This is a genomic window from Jeotgalibaca sp. A122 (assembly GCF_052266715.1).
GTDB lineage: Bacteria > Bacillota > Bacilli > Lactobacillales > Aerococcaceae > Jeotgalibaca.
Genome location: NZ_JBQPRB010000002.1, coordinates 63550 through 82570, shown reverse-complemented (window position 1 = coordinate 82570; position 19021 = coordinate 63550). Strand labels below are relative to the sequence as shown.

At 40.9% G+C, this 19021-nt stretch carries 19 protein-coding genes; 6 read left to right on the top strand and 13 right to left on the bottom strand.

Going from position 1 to position 19021, the window contains the following annotated elements:
* Window positions 1–105 precede the first annotated feature (105 nt).
* The 3 genes from ACTU7M_RS03030 to ACTU7M_RS03020 all read left to right on the top strand — a co-directional run bounded on the left by ACTU7M_RS03030 (window position 106) and on the right by ACTU7M_RS03020 (window position 4802).
* Window positions 106–1569: an NCS2 family permease gene (locus ACTU7M_RS03030; RefSeq protein ID WP_443472899.1), complete on the top strand. Its 1464-nt coding sequence runs from the start codon at window positions 106–108 to the stop codon at window positions 1567–1569.
* Window positions 1570–1844: 275 nt separating this feature from the next.
* On the top strand, window positions 1845–4508 hold the full coding sequence (locus ACTU7M_RS03025) for a cation-translocating P-type ATPase (protein ID WP_443473129.1): 2664 nt from the start codon (window positions 1845–1847) through the stop codon (window positions 4506–4508).
* 177 nt (window positions 4509–4685) lie between these two features.
* On the top strand, window positions 4686–4802 hold the full coding sequence (locus ACTU7M_RS03020) for an LPXTG cell wall anchor domain-containing protein (protein WP_443472898.1): 117 nt from the start codon (window positions 4686–4688) through the stop codon (window positions 4800–4802).
* 135 nt (window positions 4803–4937) lie between these two features.
* On the opposite strand, the gene gorA is transcribed toward ACTU7M_RS03020, so the two are convergent.
* The 4 genes from gorA to ACTU7M_RS03000 are packed head-to-tail and all read right to left on the bottom strand — an operon-like array spanning window position 4938 to window position 7980.
* A complete protein-coding gene (gene gorA / locus ACTU7M_RS03015; protein WP_443472897.1) occupies window positions 4938–6287 on the bottom strand; it encodes a glutathione-disulfide reductase in 1350 nt (449 codons plus the stop codon).
* A gap of 11 nt (window positions 6288–6298) precedes the next feature.
* Complete coding sequence (locus ACTU7M_RS03010; protein WP_443472896.1) at window positions 6299–6832, bottom strand: dihydrolipoamide dehydrogenase; 534 nt, start codon at window positions 6830–6832, stop codon at window positions 6299–6301.
* 10 nt (window positions 6833–6842) lie between these two features.
* Entirely contained in the window at window positions 6843–7412 is a 570-nt protein-coding gene (locus ACTU7M_RS03005; protein WP_443472895.1) for a chromate transporter, read from the bottom strand.
* A gap of 1 nt (window position 7413) precedes the next feature.
* Window positions 7414–7980, bottom strand: a complete 567-nt coding sequence (locus tag ACTU7M_RS03000) for a chromate transporter (RefSeq protein ID WP_443472894.1) — start codon at window positions 7978–7980, stop codon at window positions 7414–7416.
* 179 nt (window positions 7981–8159) lie between these two features.
* Here ACTU7M_RS03000 and dhaK point away from each other — a divergent pair, with 179 nt between their 5' ends.
* Genes dhaK through dhaM form a run of 3 tightly spaced genes read left to right on the top strand, consistent with a single transcriptional unit; the run spans window position 8160 to window position 10118 of the window.
* Entirely contained in the window at window positions 8160–9152 is a 993-nt protein-coding gene (gene dhaK, locus ACTU7M_RS02995; protein WP_443472893.1) for a dihydroxyacetone kinase subunit DhaK, read from the top strand.
* Window positions 9153–9163: 11 nt separating this feature from the next.
* Window positions 9164–9751, top strand: coding sequence for a dihydroxyacetone kinase subunit DhaL (gene dhaL / locus ACTU7M_RS02990; RefSeq protein ID WP_443472892.1), 588 nt, complete (start codon window positions 9164–9166; stop codon window positions 9749–9751).
* Window positions 9744–10118: a dihydroxyacetone kinase phosphoryl donor subunit DhaM gene (gene dhaM / locus ACTU7M_RS02985; RefSeq protein ID WP_443472891.1), complete on the top strand. Its 375-nt coding sequence runs from the start codon at window positions 9744–9746 to the stop codon at window positions 10116–10118. The genes dhaL and dhaM overlap by 8 nt, the downstream gene beginning before the upstream one ends.
* Window positions 10119–10172: 54 nt before the next feature.
* Here dhaM and ACTU7M_RS02980 read toward each other — a convergent pair whose 3' ends face one another.
* The 9 genes from ACTU7M_RS02980 to gcvH form a co-directional block, all read right to left on the bottom strand.
* Window positions 10173–10892: an MIP/aquaporin family protein gene (locus tag ACTU7M_RS02980; RefSeq protein WP_443472890.1), complete on the bottom strand. Its 720-nt coding sequence runs from the start codon at window positions 10890–10892 to the stop codon at window positions 10173–10175.
* Window positions 10893–10906: 14 nt separating this feature from the next.
* A complete protein-coding gene (locus tag ACTU7M_RS02975) occupies window positions 10907–12559 on the bottom strand; it encodes an FAD-dependent oxidoreductase (protein WP_443472889.1) in 1653 nt (550 codons plus the stop codon).
* Complete coding sequence (gene glpK / locus ACTU7M_RS02970) at window positions 12559–14073, bottom strand: glycerol kinase GlpK (protein ID WP_443472888.1); 1515 nt, start codon at window positions 14071–14073, stop codon at window positions 12559–12561. The genes ACTU7M_RS02975 and glpK overlap by 1 nt, the downstream gene beginning before the upstream one ends.
* Before the next feature lie 140 nt (window positions 14074–14213).
* Window positions 14214–14594: an SMU1112c/YaeR family gloxylase I-like metalloprotein gene (gene gloA2, locus ACTU7M_RS02965; protein WP_443472887.1), complete on the bottom strand. Its 381-nt coding sequence runs from the start codon at window positions 14592–14594 to the stop codon at window positions 14214–14216.
* A 41-nt stretch (window positions 14595–14635) separates the two neighbouring features.
* Window positions 14636–14992 carry an iron chaperone gene (locus tag ACTU7M_RS02960; RefSeq protein ID WP_443472886.1) on the bottom strand — a complete coding sequence of 119 codons (357 nt, stop codon included), beginning with the start codon at window positions 14990–14992 and terminating at the stop codon, window positions 14636–14638.
* Window positions 14993–15010: 18 nt separating this feature from the next.
* On the bottom strand, window positions 15011–15694 hold the full coding sequence (locus ACTU7M_RS02955) for a hydrolase (RefSeq protein WP_443472885.1): 684 nt from the start codon (window positions 15692–15694) through the stop codon (window positions 15011–15013).
* 138 nt (window positions 15695–15832) lie between these two features.
* Entirely contained in the window at window positions 15833–17278 is a 1446-nt protein-coding gene (gcvPB, locus tag ACTU7M_RS02950) for an aminomethyl-transferring glycine dehydrogenase subunit GcvPB (RefSeq protein ID WP_443472884.1), read from the bottom strand.
* Window positions 17275–18627, bottom strand: a complete 1353-nt coding sequence (gene gcvPA / locus ACTU7M_RS02945; protein WP_443472883.1) for an aminomethyl-transferring glycine dehydrogenase subunit GcvPA — start codon at window positions 18625–18627, stop codon at window positions 17275–17277. The genes gcvPB and gcvPA overlap by 4 nt, the downstream gene beginning before the upstream one ends.
* A complete protein-coding gene (gene gcvH, locus ACTU7M_RS02940; protein WP_443472882.1) occupies window positions 18627–19016 on the bottom strand; it encodes a glycine cleavage system protein GcvH in 390 nt (129 codons plus the stop codon). The genes gcvPA and gcvH overlap by 1 nt, the downstream gene beginning before the upstream one ends.
* Window positions 19017–19021: the final 5 nt, after the last annotated feature.

Genomic DNA, 19021 nt, shown 5'->3' with positions numbered 1-19021 from the left:
TATACATATCTTTTATCCGCTATAATTACCTCTGTGCTATGTATAGAGGAACTTTACGCATTTATTCTTTCAGCACAAAACAAATTTTATTAAAGGAGTTTTATCATGGACAAGTTTTTTAAGTTGAAAGAAAACGGGACTACCATTTCAACTGAAATATTAGCGGGATTTACTACATTTTTTGCAATGGCATATATCATTTTTGTTAATCCAAGCATTTTAGCTTTATCAGGTATGCCCAGCCAAGCAGTTTTCCTGGCTACCATTATTTCTGCAGCAATTAGTACTTTAGTTATGGGATTGTATGCAAATGTTCCTTATGCCTTGGCTCCTGGTATGGGATTAAATGCTTTCTTTACATTTACAGTTGTTTTCCAACTGGGCTTCTCATGGCAACAAGCATTGGCTATGGTATTCCTTTGTGGGATAGTCAATGTCTTGATTACAGTAACAAGAGTCAGAAAAATGATTATTAAATCCATTCCAGAATCTCTTCAACATGCTATCAGTGGCGGAATCGGTATTTTTATTGCTTATATCGGTTTGAAAAATGCTGGTTGGTTACATTTCACATCTGACGCAAGTTCAATGATTTCAATAAACGGAGCACCCTATGATGCTGCTCAAGCGGCATATGAAGGTGGCGTTGGAACTGTTATTACAGGTGGTGGAATCGTCCCTGCCCTTGTTAACTTTACCCAGCCAGATGCATTGCTAGCTTTATTTGGTGTCATTTTAACAATTGTTTTAATGGTAAAGAATGTCCGTGGTGCAATCATGATTGGGATTATTGCGACAACTTTAGTAGGGATTCCAATGAACGTTGTTCAAGTCTCTTCTGAAGTAATGGCAGCTAACTCTTTAGGGGCAGCTATTGATGAACTCGGTGTAACATTTGGTGCGGCTTTCGGGAGTGAAGGTTTACTCTCACTATTCTCTGATGCATCTCGTCTACCTTTAGTACTGATGACCATTTTTGCTTTTAGCCTTTCAGATACATTCGATACTATTGGAACGTTTATCGGAACTGGACGTCGTTCTGGTATTTTCTCATATGATGATGAAAAAGCTCTTGAAGAAGGTCAAGGGTTTTCTTCTAAAATGGATAAAGCATTATTCGCTGATTCCATCGGCACAATTTTCGGTTCAATATTCGGAACCTCAAACACAACAACCTTTGTGGAGAGTGCTGCCGGTATTGGTTCTGGCGGCCGTACTGGACTTACAGCAGTCGTTGTTGCTGGTTTATTCATTGTTAGTGCGTTTTTCGCACCTTTAATTGGCATTGTCCCGGCTGCAGCAACTGCCCCTTCACTCATTATCGTTGGTGTATTAATGATGTCTTCATTCAAGGACATCAACTGGACTGACTTGGAAGAAGCTATACCTGCGTTTTTTGCTTCAGTATTCATGGGCTTAACGTACAATATTTCAACTGGTATCGCAGCTGGATTTATCTTCTTTGTAATTGTAAAAGTGACTTTAGGAAAAACACGCGAAATACACCCTATCCTATGGGGTTCGACAGCACTATTCTTGGTTAACTACGTTATTATGGCGTTTATTTAGGATAATTTAACATTTTTTGGATTATAGCTTGAAAACACTTAAAATAACCTATATAATCTAGTATGTGTTAGATACGAATATCTCCATAGGGGAGTAACTAGCAGCTCCGGCTGTGGTAGCATCAACAATAAGTAGGGTAAGTTTCACGATTCTGCTGGTGTTATCTTAAATAGTGAGACTTATGCATGAGGAAAACTTTCTTTCAAGAGGTTTGCCTGTTTGCATGAGTCTTTTTTCATATCTTGCACGAATAATGCAATTAAGAGAGGGGAAAAATTGTGTCAAAAGAACAATTACGCGAAGCTTTCTACGCTCAAGACATTCAGACAGTCTTATCTAAATTAGATTCGTCTGCAGCAGGTCTTACAAGCGCAGAAGCAAAAAAACGGGTCGAGGAATATGGTCCTAATGCTTTAGAGGAGGGAGAACAAAAATCACTCCTGGCTAAATTCATGGATCAATTCAAGGACTTCATGATCGTTGTACTTTTAGCAGCTGCTTTAATCTCCGGTGTTTTAGGGGAAATTTCTGATGCCTTTATTATTCTTATGGTTGTTGTATTAAATGCTGCTCTTGGTGTTTATCAAGAAGCAAAAGCTGAAGAAGCGATTGCTGCCTTGAGACAAATGGCTTCTCCTATGGCACGTGTTAAACGTGATGGCGAAGTAGTTACTGTACGTAGTGATGAAATCGTACCTGGTGATATTGTATTGCTTGAAGCTGGTGACGTTGTCCCTGCTGACATGCGTTTGATTGAATCCAACTCTCTAAAAATCGAAGAAGCTGCTTTGACAGGTGAATCTGTTCCTGTAGAAAAAGAGCTAGTTGAAGTTGATGCTGACGCTGGTATCGGTGACCGCTTAAACATGACATTCTCAAGTACAAACGTAACTTACGGACGTGCTGCTGGTGTTGTTGTGGGAACTGGTATGAACACTGAAGTTGGTCACATCGCAAACATGTTGGCTAATGCAGAAGAAACTAAAACACCTCTACAAGAAAACCAAGATCAACTTGGTAAATCTCTAACTGTTTTGATTTTAGTAATTGCTGCAATTATGTTCGTCGTTGGTTTGTTAAACGGCCGTCCATGGTTGGAAATGCTACTTACTTCTATCTCTGTTGCTGTTGCTGCTATTCCTGAAGGTCTGCCAGCTATCACAACAATCATTTTGGCTCTTGGTACACAAAAAATGGCTAAGAGAAATGCTTTGGTTCGTAAATTGCCTGCAGTTGAAACTTTGGGTGGTACTGAAGTAATCTGTTCTGATAAAACGGGTACATTAACAATGAACCAAATGACTGTTGAAAAAGTTTTCTACAACGGTAAAATCCACGATGCTGATGAAGCTATCGCATTAGATATACCAGTTATGAAAATCATGAACTTTGCTAACGATACTGAAATCAGTAGTGATGGTAACCTAATCGGTGACCCAACTGAAACAGCTATGGTTCAATATGGTATTGATAAAGGTATGGATCTTAAAGCAGACCTTGCTAAAGAACCACGCGTTGCTGAAGTTCCTTTCGAATCAGACCGTAAATTGATGTCTACTATTCACCAATTGGCTGATGGTCGTTACCTAATCGCTACAAAAGGTGCACCTGATGAATTATTGAAACGTACTACTACAGTTGACTTGAATGGCGAAATTCAACCAATGACAGACGCTATTCGCGAAGAAATCCTTAAAGCAAACACTGGCCTAGCTGTTCAAGCATTGCGTGTTCTTGCTATGGCTTACAAATTCGTTGATACAGTTCCAGCGACAATGTCATCTGAAACTGTTGAGTTTGATTTAACGTATGCTGGTATGATCGGTATGATCGACCCTGAGCGTCCAGAAGCTGCTGCTGCTATTGCAACTGCTAAAGGTGCTGGAATCCGTACTATCATGATTACTGGTGACCACAGAGATACAGCTCAAGCTATCGCTGCTCGTCTTGGAATCATTGAAGAAGGACAAGAAGGTGCTGTTCTTACTGGTGCTGAATTGAACGGACAGTCTGATGAAGAGTTTGCACGTAATGTAGAGAAATATTCTGTATATGCTCGTGTTTCTCCAGAACATAAAGTACGTATTGTTAAAGCATGGCAAAATCATGGTAAAGTTGTTTCCATGACTGGTGACGGTGTTAACGATGCTCCTTCCTTGAAGACAGCTGACATCGGTGTTGGTATGGGTATTACCGGTACAGAAGTTTCTAAGGGTGCTTCTGACATGGTTCTTGCTGATGATAACTTCCAAACAATCGTTGTTGCGGTTGAAGAAGGACGTAAAGTATTTGCTAACATCCAAAAAGCAGTTCAATTCTTGCTATCTGCTAACTTGGGTGAGGTATTCTCCCTATTCGTTGCTACATTCCTAGGTTGGACAATCTTGGAACCTGTACATATTCTTTGGATTAACTTGGTAACTGATACATTCCCAGCTATCGCTTTAGGACTTGAAGAAGCTGAGAAAGATATCATGGAGCAAAAACCACGTGGACGTAGCTCTAACTTCTTCTCAAATGGTGTTGGTGGCGCGATTATCTATCAAGGTATCCTTGAAGGTGCGATCACTCTATTCGTTTACTGGTGGGGTTCTACTAACCCAATGATGGGTCATACTGGTGATTTGGCTCATATGGATGCTGAAACAATGGCATTTATCACATTGGGTATGATTCAATTGTTCCACGCATATAACTCTAAGTCTGTTTACAAGTCTATCTTCCAAGTTGGCGTATTCAGCAATAAAACCTTGGTATATGCAACAATCCTATCCGCTGTATTGTTACTAGGTGTTATCTTGACTCCTGGCTTGAACACATTCTTCGGTGTATCCGAATTGACTGGCCTACAATGGGCAGTGTCTGTTGGATCAGCATTCGCAATCGTTCCGATTGTCGAATTAGTTAAAGCTGTTCAACGTGGAATGGGTAAAAAATAATCAAGTAAACTAAAAAGCAGAACGCTTCGGCGTTCTGCTTTTTTTCTGTAGCTTAAAGCATTTTTTCTCTTTTATAATGGTTCTTGCTTATCTGGTTGTTGGTGAAGGAAATGCCCTTCGGGATTTCCGAGAAGAATACCTACCAACACCATTTATTATAGAGCCCAGGAGGTTGATTTGGAAACCGAAGCGGTTGCGGATACCGGTATTGAGGGGAACAGCCTTCTGCTTGTCTCAATCTTGATAACCGGAGCAATGCTTTTGTTGGTTGTCTTTAAGAAAAAAGCTGTTTAAACTTAAAATAAACAAAATTTCTGGACATTTCTAGTCCAAAAAACCTTAAAAAAGCAGCCTTGAAGGACATACCTTCAAGGCTGCTTTATTTTTTTAAACGGGTACAAAAAGATGGTTGTTTTTTTGATATAACGGTTAGCGCATGGTAACAAATTCTTCCGCACCTGTCGGATGAATGGCCACCGTATTGTCGAAATCTTCCTTAGTGGCCCCCATTTTTATCGCCACTGCAAATCCCTGGATCATCTCATCAACTCCAAAACCAATTCCGTGTAACCCGATTACTTTTTCATCTGGCCCTTGGCAAACGAGTTTCATTTTTACAGTTTGACGATGAGCAGTTACAGCCGTATACATCGATCCGAAAGTTGAGGTATAGGTTCGTATATTCTCTTCGCCATGTTTTGCAATTGCCTCTTCTTCACTTAGACCCACCGTACCAATTGGCGGATGACTAAATATAACGGTTGGAATATTGTCATAATTCAACTTCTCATTCGGTTTATTATTGAACAGACGCTCGGATAACCTTCTCCCTGCAGCGATAGCTACCGGGGTCAGCATCTTATTCCCAGTCGCATCCCCCACTGCATAAATATTTTCTGCGCTTGTATTCTGGTAACCATCAACTTGGATGAAACCTGCTTGATTAACACGAACACCAGCCACATCGAGATTAATTCCATCAACATTTGCTTCTCTACCAACTGCCCAAATGATTTTATCAAAATTATCTGCATTGCCGTTTTCAAAACTCAACTTTAAAGTTCCATCAGAATTCTTAGTAACTTCTTTCGGAACAGAAAACGTATGTAAGCTCGGGCCATTCTTCTTCATTTCCTCAACCAGGACATTTACGATTGCCTCATCATACAAACGCAATGGACCCTCGTAGCGTGTGAACAAATGGACGTCTACTCCCAAGGTTTGCATTACTCCCGCCAATTCAACCGCAATATAACCAGCACCGACTACTGCTACTTTTTTAGGTAACTCTTCCCAAGCAAAGAAATCATCAGAAGTCTCCCCTAGTTCTTTTCCAGGTATATCCGGGTACACGGGCCTTGCGCCCGTAGCTATTAAAATATGCTTTGCGCGAATATGTTCACCGTTCACTTCAACAGTATGGCTGTCCACAAACTTCGCATAGCCCTCAATCACTTCTACTCCTCGTCTTTCAAAGCCTGATTGGTAACTATTCCTTGAACGGTCAATGTAGGCTTCCCGGTTTTTTAAGAGGGTTTGGAAATCAAATTCCGTATGACTACTTGTAAATCCGTAATCAGGACCATATTTCATAATTGCATCTTTAACTTCAGCCGCATACCACATGATTTTTTTGGGGACGCAACCAATATTAACACATGTTCCACCTAATAAATTGTTTTCAATAACAGCTGTTTTTGCCCCATACTCAGCAGCGCGGTTCATCGTAGCTATACCACCACTTCCCCCACCAATTGCAATAAAATCAAATTCTCTCACTTATATTCCTCCTATTCACGTTCATCCAGCCACACACAACAGATTGTCTGCGAAGCTGGAACGATCGCTTTATAACGACCGTGATTATCATAACCACGAAAATACAGCTTTCCTTTTTCATTATAACCATAACCATAAACAACCAACCAGTGATTATTATAGTTACTATTTAAGTATTTGGTAGTGCCGACTATAACGGGTCGCGGATTATCACTGCCTAAAATTCGGGGAATAATTCTTTCATTCAAAATCCCCATACGCACATGCCAAATTTTGGTATGGCTAAGCATGCGCCTTAAACCATGGGCAAGATCCCAAAAAAAAGTGCCACGGTAAGGTAACAAATCATCCACAACTGCCTTCATCCCATCTAGTAGCACTTGTTTTGGAAGTGATTTTTTTGTTTTCTGATAAATTGCATCATGCAGTAGAACTGAAGCACAGTAAGTTCCACAAATACCAGGTTTATTCCGGTTTATCCACCCTTTATATTTCATGAATCGTGCAGGCGGTAAACCTGTCCATTTTGTCGGTAATTGGCCCATCAAATTCCCCCTACATTATTCCTATAAAGGATAACAGAACTGTTGTGATACCGCATATGAAGATGACTAGCATGGCGTCTACTTTATATTTACGCAACGCAACAAAAGCAATGACCAGCATTAAAATTGCGATTAAATTAATATTGAAATTCCCCATCTGAATGCCTTCTGTTTGAAATAACGCTGCCACCAATAATGTGGCTCCCGCAGATCCTATCAAAGCAACTACGGCTGGGCGTAAACCGGCAAGAATTCCTTGCATAGTATCAACATTTCGGTATTTATAATACATTTTTGCCAGAATCAGAGCAATGATTACAGAGGGGGCCACGACGCCTAAGGTAGCTGTAACAGCTCCTGGAAAGCCACCCACCTTGGTTCCGACAAAAGTAGCCGAGTTGATGGCAATCGGACCGGGTGTAATCTGGGAAATAGTAACAATATCTGTATATTCCTGTATAGTTATCCAGGCTTTTGCACTTACTATCTCATTTTCTATCAAAGGTAAAGAAGCATAGCCGCCGCCTATGGTAAACAACCCAATTTTGAAAAAGGCCCAAAATAATTCAATAAAAATCATCTTATGCGCCTCCTTTCATGCGGTTATTAATAAACCCAAGCAATCCTGCGACAAATATAATTGCAATAACATTCGTATCAAATACAAAGGCAGCAATAAATGCGCCAATCAAAATAAGGATATTAATGACGTCCTTACGTTTTGCTACATCTTTAACCATGTTATAAACAACATTTAAAATAACCGCCACAACACCTACCTGCATGCCTAACATTAAAGCATCCACGATAGCATTATCACGGAATGACATATAAAAATAAGATACAATCGTAATTATAATTAGCGGTGGACTAACCGTTCCAAGTAACGTAACTAATGCTCCTAGGATACCCGCAATTCGATAGCCGATTAAAATAGAAGTATTGACTGCTAAAGCACCCGGCATTGATTGACCCAAAGCCACTAAGTCCAACATTTCTTCGGAATCAATCCACCCTAATTCCTCTACAAATTTCTTTTGCATCAATGGAACAATAACATAGCCACCGCCAACCGTAAAAGCACTTAATATAAATGTTGATTTAACGAGTGTCCAGTACGTTGCCATTTTCCCCTCATGTTTTTCCATTCTTATCCTCCAACAAACTTTTTTATTCCTATCAACTATTTTAACAGACTTGGAATGCGAAAGGAAAAAAAGGAAACCAATTCGACTCCAAAGCTACAGGTAAGTGTTTTCATTGTCTATCCAATTCTAAATAATTTATACTGTAAATAATACGAAAAATAGTTTTGGGAGGAATAAAAATGAAGAAAATTATTAACCAGCCAGAACAAGTCGTCAACGAAATGCTGGATGGACTTGTATTTGCCTATGAATCTATCGTAGAGCGTGTGCCGGGTACAACCGTTATCCATAGAAAGTTCCCACCTAACGGGAAAGTCGGGTTAGTCAGTGGAGGCGGTAGCGGTCATGAACCTTCTCATGCTGGTTTCGTTGGCAAAGGGATGTTATCCGCAGCGGTAGCAGGCCAAGTCTTTACGTCTCCGACACCGGATCAGGTTTTAGAAGGAATAAAAGCAAGTGACGAAGGTAACGGCGTTTTTATGATTATCAAGAACTATTCCGGGGATGTCATGAATTTTGATATGGCAAAAGAACTTGCGGAAATCGAAGATATAGCGGTTGATTTTGTTATCGTTGATGATGATATTGCGGTTGAAAACAGTACTTATACAGCTGGAAAACGGGGCATCGCGGGAACTGTTTTAGTACACAAGATTTTGGGGGCCGCAGCCGAAGAAGGATTGTCTCTTTCTGAAATCAAATCATTAGCCGATGAGTTGATTCCCCAAATCAAATCAATCGGTGTTGCGCTATCGCCTGCAACCAACCCAGAGGTAGGAAAACCAGGCTTCGAAATTGGTGATGATGAAATAGAGTTTGGTGTCGGCATTCATGGTGAGCCAGGTTATCGACGAGAAAAAATACAGCCTTCGAAAGACCTAGCGAAAGAGTTAGTCGAAAAATTAAAAAAAGAATATCAATGGAACAAAGGTGATGAATTTGCTGTACTGGTTAATGGCATGGGTGGAACGCCTTTGATGGAGCAATTTGTATTTATGAATGATGTGAGACAGTTACTCCAAGACCAAGAAGGATTGACGCTATCATTCCGAAAAGTTGGCGACTATATGACTTCTATCGATATGGAAGGCCTATCCTTGACACTAATTAAGCTTACAAATTCAAAATGGTTAGAATATTTAAACAGTCCCGTCGAAACGATTTCTTGGTAAGGAGGAAAAAGATGACTAAGATTGATAAAATGACCCAGTGGATGTATCTATTTATTGAAAAAGTAGCAGACAATAAAAACATACTCAATGATCTCGATACCGCAATCGGTGACGGCGATCATGGTAGCAACATGAACCGAGGTGTCAGTGCCATTAAAGAAAAATTAGCGGAATCAAACTACGACAATCCTGCTGACTTATTCAAAGATGTTGGCATGACCCTTGTCAGCAAAGTAGGCGGTGCATCGGGACCTCTATATGGCTCAGCTTTTATAAATATGGCTAAGGTCGCTAAAGAAAGCGATAATTTTACTGAAATATTTAATGCAGGACTTGAAGGCATTCAGAAACGTGGTAAAGCGGATGTGGGAGAAAAAACGATGGTAGATGTATGGTCACCTGCCACTGAAGCAATCCAGTCGGGTGAATTAACTGTCCCCTTACTACAAGATGCATTAGAAAAAACAAAAGACATCAAAGCAACGAAAGGAAGAGCTTCTTATCTGGGTGATCGTTCAATTGGACATCTAGACCCAGGTGCGCAATCGAGCGTTTATCTCTTTGAAGCTTTACTAAAAGCAGGTGTATTGGATGAGTAAAAATTATGGTATTTTACTTATTTCTCACGTAAAGGAAATTGCGGAAGGCTTGGCCATGCTTTTAGATCAAATCGCTGCAGATGTTACCATAGTGGCAGTCGGTGGTACAGATGAGGGTGAAATTGGCACGAGTTTTGAACGAATTTCAGCAGGAATTGCGTCCTTTGAAGAATCAACGATTCTAGCTTTCTATGATTTAGGCAGTGCAAAAATGAATTTGGAATTGGCCATGGAAATGACTGAAAAAGAAGTAATCTTAAACGAAACAGCTTTTATTGAGGGGGCTTATACAGCTGCATCTTTAGTCCAGGTGGATGTGGACTTAAGTGCCATTAATGAGCAACTCACACCCTTAATCATTAAATAGCGGATGAGAAAAAGCCTCGTACGCGGTACGAGGCTTTTTCTTGTTTTCTTTCGCTTAAGGTATCAACATATACAAAATAGCAGCCAGTGCTCCACCCACTAATGGTCCTACTACGGGTACCCATGAATAACCCCAATCTGAATCACCTTTGTTGGCAATAGGCAAGATTTGATGCGCAATACGTGGGCCGAGATCTCGGGCTGGGTTGATTGCATAACCTGTCGTTCCCCCTAAAGACATTCCGATTGAAACAATTAACAACCCAACTACCAAAGGATTCAAACTATCAGCAAAAGTTGCGCGACCAAAAGACAATAACCCAAATACTAACATCATGGTTCCGATAATTTCACTAATCAAATTAGAGACAGTATCTCTGATTGCTGGACCAGTGGAGAACACCGCCAGTATCAAGCCAGAGTCATCAGTTTCAGCAAAATGTGGTCTATAATGAATCCAAACCAATGTTGCTCCGATAAATCCTCCCGCCACTTGGGCAAGAACATAAGGAATCACTGATGACCATGGCGTATTTCCGGTAATTGCCATCCCTAAGGTTACGGCAGGATTAAGGTGTGCTGGAGAAAGGAATCCTGAGGAAAAGACGGCAATTGTAACAGCGAGTCCCCAACCAAATGTGATGAGAACCCAGCCGGTTCCATTAGATTTGGTTTTTTTCAATACATCTCCTGCAACAACACCATCCCCCAGTAAAACCAGAATGGCTGTTCCGATAAATTCACCTAAAAGTTCTTGAATGAATGTTGCGTCCATTTATATTACACTCCTCATCTCAATTCCGTTAAATGGGCTTGCTCGATTGCCAAGAGAACTTTTTCCTTTTCTGTCTGCTGTTTCTCCTCATCCCATTGATAGAAAGCTGTCATCTGTTCTAACGCAGGAGTCACTAACACTCTCATGCGGTCAAATTCAAATAGCAAGGTATCAACTCTTCTGAGAAAATAATCTTCCAAAGTGAGAGTCATTTCGTATTCCATCGCATACTGCAAAGACAAAGCATCTTTAACCGGTAAGCGACTATTTTTTATTTTTTCCATACCGCTGAATACTTTTTCAGCATCTGTTCCATACCAGTTCACTAAATCAACTGCATCTCTTTCACTTAAACCTGCTGCTTGCCCTATTCTAACAGCTGGTAGACGATATTCTTCGAACGAATGCCCTTCTTTAATTTCTCCACCTGACAAATGGACTCTTTCTGAATCAACTTCAGGAACAGCATCATCCAGTAACGCATCGATTACCACAAAAGTGTCTTCTGCCATGAGGCGGTAATCCGTTAACTTTCCGCCTCCGATGGTCACAAGCCCTTCTTCTGAAACAAAAATCTCATGTTCACGCGAAATTTCCGATGGACTTTTGGCACCTTCTGGCTGTATTAATGGACGTAGTCCAGACCACGCAGTTTCAATATCATCTATGGTTAAATGTGCATCTGGAAAGCGAAAATTAATTGCTTCCAGTAAATAATCGACGTCTTCTTGGGTAACTTTCGGTTCCAGGAGGTCACCTTTATATGGTGTATCGGTCGTACCGAAATAGGTTTTACCTTTTCTTGGAATGATAAAAATCATCCGATTATCTTCTAAGCCAGAATCGGTATAAATCGTACGTCTGACTGGAAGACGATTACCGTCTACAACAAAGTGTACCCCTTTTGTCGGGAGCATCCGATCAGTCTGTCTGGATTTTTGCATATTTCGTGTTTCATCAGACCAAGGCCCTGTAGCATTCACCACAATTTTTGCATGGATGGAAAACGCTTCTTCAGTTAATTGATCCACTGCCTTGATTCCTTTGATTTGTTTATCATCACCATAAATAAACCCGACTGCTTTTACGTAGTTTGCTATTTTTGCCCCGTTATAATGTGCGGATTTCAATATACTAATCGTCAAACGTGCATCGTCATTTAAGTAGTCCAAATAAAGACCACCTTTGAGTAACCCTTCTTTTCTGAGACCAGGTGCATCTTCCAAAACTTTTTCCTTAGAAATGAAGGAATGACGCCAATCATCCGTCACTTCACCGAGTTTATCATATAAATCAAGAACTATTTCGGCTGAAAAATCATTGAAGGAGGCGCCTGGCTCCTCATAAACAGGTAATAACATCTTTCGAGGCTGTACGATATGCGGTGCATTATGATGAATAATCGCCCGTTCACGCGCCACATTTGCTACCAGCTCTACTTCGAAGTTTTTCAAATAACGTAAGCCACCATGGACGAGTTTTGTTGAACGACTAGATGTACCTGCAGCGAAATCCTGCATTTCAATCAATCCGATTTTCAAGCCTTTTAAACTACCATGAAGGGCAATACCCGCTCCGGTTATACCGCCTCCAATCACAAGAATATCCAACTCATTTTCTTGTAAGTATTTTAGATTATCTAGACGTGTATGTGCCGAGAGTTTCATTATTCATTCTCCTTACGGGGTTTATGACGGAATACCTTCGCAGCTTCTACAGCATTTTTCCAACCGGCATATAAATCCTCTCTTTTTTCTTCTGAAATCTGCGGTTCGAAGGTTGCATCTTTCTCCCAATATTTTTTAATCTCGCTTTGGTCTTTCCAGAAACCTGTAGCCAGACCTGCTAAATAGGCAGCACCCAATGCTGTCGTTTCACTTATTTTAGAACGCTCAATGGTTACATCCAAAATGTCAGCCTGGAATTGCATCAAGAAATCATTCATGGCCGCACCACCATCGACTCGTAAGATAGGGATCTCAATTCCGGAATCTGCTACCATCGTATCCAGGACATCCCGTGTTTGATAAGCCAATGATTCAAGTGTCGCACGAATAAAGTGTTCTTTTGTTGTCCCCCGGGTTAGACCAAAAACGGCACCCCTAACATCTTGGTCCCAGTGCGGTGCACCTAATCCCGTAAAAGCGGGAACCACATATACATTATCGGTTGAATCAACTTTGGTAGCATACTCTTCTGATTGTGGTGATTGGCGGAACATTCTCATACCGTCCCTTAGCCATTGAATAGCTGAACCAGCCACGAAGATACTACCCTCAAGAGCATAATAGACTTTACCATTAATACCATAAGCCAGAGTCGTCAATAAACCGTTATCTGATTTAATCGGTTCTTCGCCCGTATTCATGATAATAAAAGCTCCTGTTCCATAGGTGTTTTTAACCATCCCTTTTTCAAAAGCCGTTTGGCCAAATAGAGCAGCTTGTTGGTCACCTGCCATTCCTGCGACAGGCACTGCGGTATCGAAGAAAACTTCCGGCATCGATTTTCCATAAACTTCCGACGATGAACGAACTTCCGGTAACATTTCACTTGGAATATCCAATAACTCTAAAATCTCTTCATCCCATTTTAAATCGTAAATATTATACATCATCGTTCGACTGGCATTGGAGTAGTCAGTTGCATGAACTTTTCCACCTGTTAATTTCCATAACAGCCATGTGTCAATTGTCCCAAACAAAATTTCGCCTTTTTTTGCTCTCTCTCTAGATCCCTCAACTTTATCCAGGATGAATTTCACTTTTGTGGCAGAAAAATAGGAGTCAATAACAAGACCTGTTTTACTTAATATTTTATCTTTATAACCATCAGAAATAAGTTGATCGGCTATACCTGAGGTTTGCTTTGATTGCCAGACAATCGCTTTGTGAATCGGCTCGCCTGTTTCTTTATCCCACACAACCGTCGTTTCGCGTTGGTTGGTTATTCCGATACTATCAAGTTCGGAAGGTTTTACGCCCCCTTCTATCATTACGCCCGCAATAACTTGCAATGTCTTGATCCAAATCTCATTGGCATCATGTTCCACCCAGCCAGGTTCCGGGAAATATTGCTCAATGTCTTGTTGGGATTGCCATTTAGGGTTACCCTCATGATCAAAAAGAATTGCCCGCGTACTGGTTGTACCTTGATCTATTGCTAATATATACTTTGCCATATCTATTCTTTCCTCCTTCTATATTAGTAAAGATATACTACAATCTCATTTTAGCGTAATCGCTTTCACAGTTAAATTAAAATGGCTTTTTAAAAATAAACTTATAGAAAAAGAGACTGAAATTCAGTCTCTGTCGCTTATTATTCATGTAATTCTAAAGGTAAGCCATCTGGATCACGGAAAAATGTGAATTTTTTGTCTGTGTACGCATCTATTCGAATGGGTTCGCAAGGAACCCCTTTAGCCTCAAGCTCTCTGACAGCAGCCTCAACATCCGATGTGTAAAAACAGAGATGGCGCAAGCCAACAGCTTCCGGTGTCGATGGCCTTTCCGGCGGATTCGGAAAAGAGAATAATTCAATTTCACTATCCCCTAATTGCAAATCTAGCTTATATGAATCGCGTTCCTTGCGATAATTTTCGCGTAAAATCGGTAATTCTAAAATCTGTGTATAAAAGTGTTTCGATTTTTCATAGTCGGAGGCAATAATTGCCACGTGATGTATTTTTTCCAAGAACATGCTATCTCTCCTCAATCTTATCCACATACCATTATTCTAGTCTAATCTTTTATTGATTTGTTCACTTCTTCTAAACGATACTTCACGATTTTTCGAATCAGGTCATACGGAATCGGTTTAGTCAAAGGAAATTGGATTGAACCCTTTGCGTGTTTATAAGGTTTTAACTCTTCATCAAAGGAACGAATACCACTTGGAGTGGGATAGAGTCCAATATGTTCCTTGAACGCCGCAAAGTGAACGAGATTTTCCCCTTGCCAATAGGTAGGCATTTGGTAACTTATTTTCTCTACTGAGTTTGGTGCTTCTTCCAAAATAATGGTCCGAATTTTTTCTAAAATCGCTTGAATATCGGCTGGAAAACCCGCAATATACGTATCTACATTCTCAGTCTTCATAAGTTTCTTTCCTCCCGCTTATTTATCCTTGATTTCGTTCCGATAGATATCCATTTTTTTCTTGAATAACTCTGTCACACTTGGTGGTGTATAGGAAATTGCATTAGCACCGGCTTCAATCGTCGCGAGGATATCTTCATCCGTTTTACCCCCTGTTGCGATTATCGGCACATTAGGGAAATCTTCCCGGATTTTTTTTACAAGATTCACTGTATTAGCGCCGCCACTCACATTTAAAATATCCGCGCCTGCGTCCAGACGGGACTGAATATCATTCGCTTCGGACACAATGGTTGCGATAACGGGAACGTCGACTGTATCATTAATTAATTTAATGGTTGCAATCGGTGTCGGTGCATTCACAACAACCGCAATCGACCCTAGAGACTCTGCAAAAAGGCTAATATTTGCTGAACGAGGACCATGAGTCAAGCCACCCCCTACACCTGCTACTACTGGTACTGGCGCAGCAGACGCAATAGCCTGAATAATACCAGGATGGGGCGTAAAGGAATAAACAGCTAAAATTGCATCTGCATCATTGTTGCAAATAATGGCAATATCCGTTGTGAATAAAAATGACTTTAATTTACGGCCATTGATGTTAATTCCACTACATTTTGTAATAACTTCTGGAACTTCGACGATGTCTTTTCTTAAACTGGAAATAACACCGGGTATATGTTTTTTTTCTCTTGCCATAGGGATCTTCCCTTTCTTCTTTAACGTTTGTATTTATTATATAGATATAGTGATGGTTTTACAAAAACTGGAGTTTTTATTTAAAATAGTCATTAAAAGAACCACGACGAACCTCAATCCGTCGTGGTTTAGCCGATATTATTCAGCGAAATAATTTACTTTGATTTGTCTTGCGGCTCGCACTTCATCCAAACGACGGACTGGTTTATTGTGTGGTGCTTCAATAACCAATTCTGGCGTTTCAACTACTTCTTCAGCGATTTTCAGCATTACATCAATAAATTCATCCAGCATTTGCTTGGATTCTGTTTCGGTAGGCTCAATCATCATCGCCTCTTCAACAATCAATGGGAAATAAACGGTAGGTGCATAGAAACCATAGTCCAATAGACGTTTGGCAATATCCAAAGTACGGACTCCCTGTTTCTTTTGTAACTTACCGGATAATACGAACTCATGTTTACATATTTGATCATATGGTAAGTCATAGGCTGTTTTTAGCCGTTTTGCCAGATAGTTTGCATGTAGAACGGCACTTTCGGATACTTTGCGTAGTCCAATCGGTCCCATCGTACGAATATACGTGTAGGCGCGGACCAAAACCCCAAAGTTTCCGTAATAATTCTTAACGCGTCCAATAGATTCTGGATAATCGGAGTTTAACGTGTATCCCTTATCTGTTTTTTCTACCCGTGGAACCGGTAGGAACGGAATAATGTGTTCTTTCACTCCAACCGGACCAGCTCCAGGCCCCCCGCCACCATGCGGTGTACTGAACGTTTTATGAAGATTCAAGTGGACAATATCAAAGCCCATTAAACCTGGGGAGGTTTTTGCCATGATGGCATTGAGGTTCGCTCCGTCATAATAAACCAAGCCCCCTGCTTCATGGACGATATCAGCAATCGCCACGATATCTTTTTCAAACAGCCCAAGCGTACTTGGGTTCGTAAGCATCAAAGCTGCCGTATCTTCCCCCACTTTTGCTCTTAAAGCCTCTACATCAACCAGCCCTTCCGCATTTGTAGGAATACTGATTACATCATAGCCAGCGATATGTGCACTTGAGGGATTTGTTCCGTGAGCACTGTCAGGTACGATAACTTTCGTACGTTTCGTGTCGCCATTTTTCTCATGATAAGCACGTACCATCATTAAGCCCGTCCACTCACCATGGGCGCCAGCTGCCGGTTGCAAAGAAACGGCATCCATTCCCGTAATGACTTTCAAATCATCCTGCAATTCATGCATCAATTGCAGAGCACCTTGCACATGTTCAAGCGGTTGGAAGGGATGAATATTGGCAAATCCATCCAATCGTGCCGTCACTTCGTTAATTTTTGGGTTATATTTCATCGTACAGGAGCCCAGTGGATAAAATCCATTCTCAATACCAAAATTGTCTTGTGAAAGGCGCGTATAATGACGCATTAACTGCAACTCACTAATTTCGGGCAAACGTGCTGGTTCTCTACGCAAGACATGTTCAGGTAACTTTCCTACAGGAACATCTGATTTTGGGAAACTGTAGCCCACTCGGTTTTCGCGACTTAATTCAAAAATAATTGGATTTACTTCGTTCATGCCCAAACACCTCCTAAAGCAGTTACAAACTGGTCAATCTCTTCTTTCGTCCGTTTCTCAGTTGCACAAACGAGAAGATGGTTGGGTAGATTGTAATCATTTGCCAACGAGTAGCCACCGATGATACCTGCATCCAATAAACGTTTATTAGCTTCTTCGGCAGTAACATTCAATTCAACCACAAATTCGTTGAAGAACGGTCCTTCATTAAATACCTTGAGGCCATGAGCCACTAATTGATCAGCTAAATAACCTGCTTTATTTATATTTAACTGTGCCATTTCCCTAACACCTTGTTTACCTAGTGATGCCATCGCCACTGCAGAAGCAAGTGCATTCAAGGCTTGATTGGAACTCATGTAGGATGTTGCCTTTTCACGACGAATATGTTGTTCACGACTTTGTAAAGTCAATACAAAACCACGTTTACCATCCTGGTCAATCGTTTCCCCAACCATACGGCCCGGTACTTTACGGATATCCGCTTTATTAACCGAGAAATAGCCACAATGTGGTCCACCATATGACATTGGTAAGCCAAATGGTTGCGTATCTCCGACAACAATGTCTGCTCCTAAATTCCCTGGCGCTTCCAGTAAAGCTAGCGCAAGCGGATTGGCCATGACGATCAGTTTCGCTTTGGTTCCTTCCAACAAGGCTTTAATGGCTGCCAAATCTTCAATTGTACCAAAGAAATTTGGATATTGAACGACTACCGCAGCTGTATTTTCGTCCAGCTCATCTTGAAGAATATCGAGATTTGTCAGATCTTTTTCGAGTGCAATTTCGACGATTTCATTTCCACGTCCTGGTGACGCAGTTCTCACAACTTCTCGCGCATGAGGATGAACTCCTGCAGAAATGAGAATACGTTTCTTACGCGTTACCGCTTGTGCTAATCCCACAGCCTCACCCAAGGATGCTGCACCGTCGTAAAGGGAGGAGTTGGTTACTTCCATACCCGTTAATTCACTGATCATGGTCTGAAATTCAAAGATGGCCTGTAATTCCCCTTGGCTAGCTTCCGGTTGATACGGCGTATAGGCTGTCAAAAATTCGGAACGCGAAATGACTGCATCCACCACACTCGGAATTTCATGGTCATATGTCCCTGCTCCAAGGAAAATGGGCATTTGCGTACTTGTTGTATTTTTACCTGATAGGCGTTGCATGTGTCGGAGCAATTCCCCTTCAGCCATCGCATCAGGTATTTGCAGCTCCTCTGTCATCCGGATGTTATCTGGAATATCAGCAAACAAATCAGCTACAGTGTCGACACCAATTTCTTCCAACATTTCAATGATATCTTGTTCGGTATCAGGCAAGTAACGGAAGAACTCTTCAGTCATTAATTTTCCTCCTCAGCAACAAAAGCCTCATATGCTGCTAAATCCATTAATTCTTCTAGTTCAGCCAGGTCGGAAAGTTCCATTTCAATCATCCAGCCCTCGTCTGTTGCAGATTCGTTTACTGTTTCTGGTGCATCGTTCAAGACATCATTTTGTTTCGTAATGACTCCTGATACTGGTGCATACACATCAGAAACGGATTTTACAGATTCTACGGTAACAATATCATCACCTTTTGATACTTCACCTAACTCTGAAACAAAATCAATAAAAACGATGTCTCCCAGTTGTTCCTGAGCATGCTCTGTAATACCAATACGAACAGTATTACCTTCAACCACCTTTACCCATTCATGTTCTTCTGTGAAATATGTTTTTGTTTCTGCCATCTCCA

Bases quoted from the DNA above. Each gene is read 5' to 3' on its own strand.
- ACTU7M_RS03030 (WP_443472899.1), top strand. From the start codon at position 106: ATGGACAAGTTTTTTAAGTTGAAAGAAAACGGGACTACCATTTCAACT.
- ACTU7M_RS03010 (WP_443472896.1), bottom strand. From the start codon at position 6,832: ATGGGCCAATTACCGACAAAATGGACAGGTTTACCGCCTGCACGATTC.
- ACTU7M_RS03005 (WP_443472895.1), bottom strand. From the start codon at position 7,412: ATGATTTTTATTGAATTATTTTGGGCCTTTTTCAAAATTGGGTTGTTT.
- ACTU7M_RS03000 (WP_443472894.1), bottom strand. From the start codon at position 7,980: ATGGAAAAACATGAGGGGAAAATGGCAACGTACTGGACACTCGTTAAA.
- dhaK (WP_443472893.1), top strand. From the start codon at position 8,160: ATGAAGAAAATTATTAACCAGCCAGAACAAGTCGTCAACGAAATGCTG.
- dhaL (WP_443472892.1), top strand. From the start codon at position 9,164: ATGACTAAGATTGATAAAATGACCCAGTGGATGTATCTATTTATTGAA.
- dhaM (WP_443472891.1), top strand. From the start codon at position 9,744: ATGAGTAAAAATTATGGTATTTTACTTATTTCTCACGTAAAGGAAATT.
- ACTU7M_RS02980 (WP_443472890.1), bottom strand. From the start codon at position 10,892: ATGGACGCAACATTCATTCAAGAACTTTTAGGTGAATTTATCGGAACA.
- ACTU7M_RS02975 (WP_443472889.1), bottom strand. From the start codon at position 12,559: ATGAAACTCTCGGCACATACACGTCTAGATAATCTAAAATACTTACAA.
- glpK (WP_443472888.1), bottom strand. From the start codon at position 14,073: ATGGCAAAGTATATATTAGCAATAGATCAAGGTACAACCAGTACGCGG.
- gloA2 (WP_443472887.1), bottom strand. From the start codon at position 14,594: ATGTTCTTGGAAAAAATACATCACGTGGCAATTATTGCCTCCGACTAT.
- ACTU7M_RS02960 (WP_443472886.1), bottom strand. From the start codon at position 14,992: ATGAAGACTGAGAATGTAGATACGTATATTGCGGGTTTTCCAGCCGAT.
- ACTU7M_RS02955 (WP_443472885.1), bottom strand. From the start codon at position 15,694: ATGGCAAGAGAAAAAAAACATATACCCGGTGTTATTTCCAGTTTAAGA.
- gcvPB (WP_443472884.1), bottom strand. From the start codon at position 17,278: ATGAACGAAGTAAATCCAATTATTTTTGAATTAAGTCGCGAAAACCGA.
- gcvPA (WP_443472883.1), bottom strand. From the start codon at position 18,627: ATGACTGAAGAGTTCTTCCGTTACTTGCCTGATACCGAACAAGATATC.
- gcvH (WP_443472882.1), bottom strand. From the start codon at position 19,016: ATGGCAGAAACAAAAACATATTTCACAGAAGAACATGAATGGGTAAAG.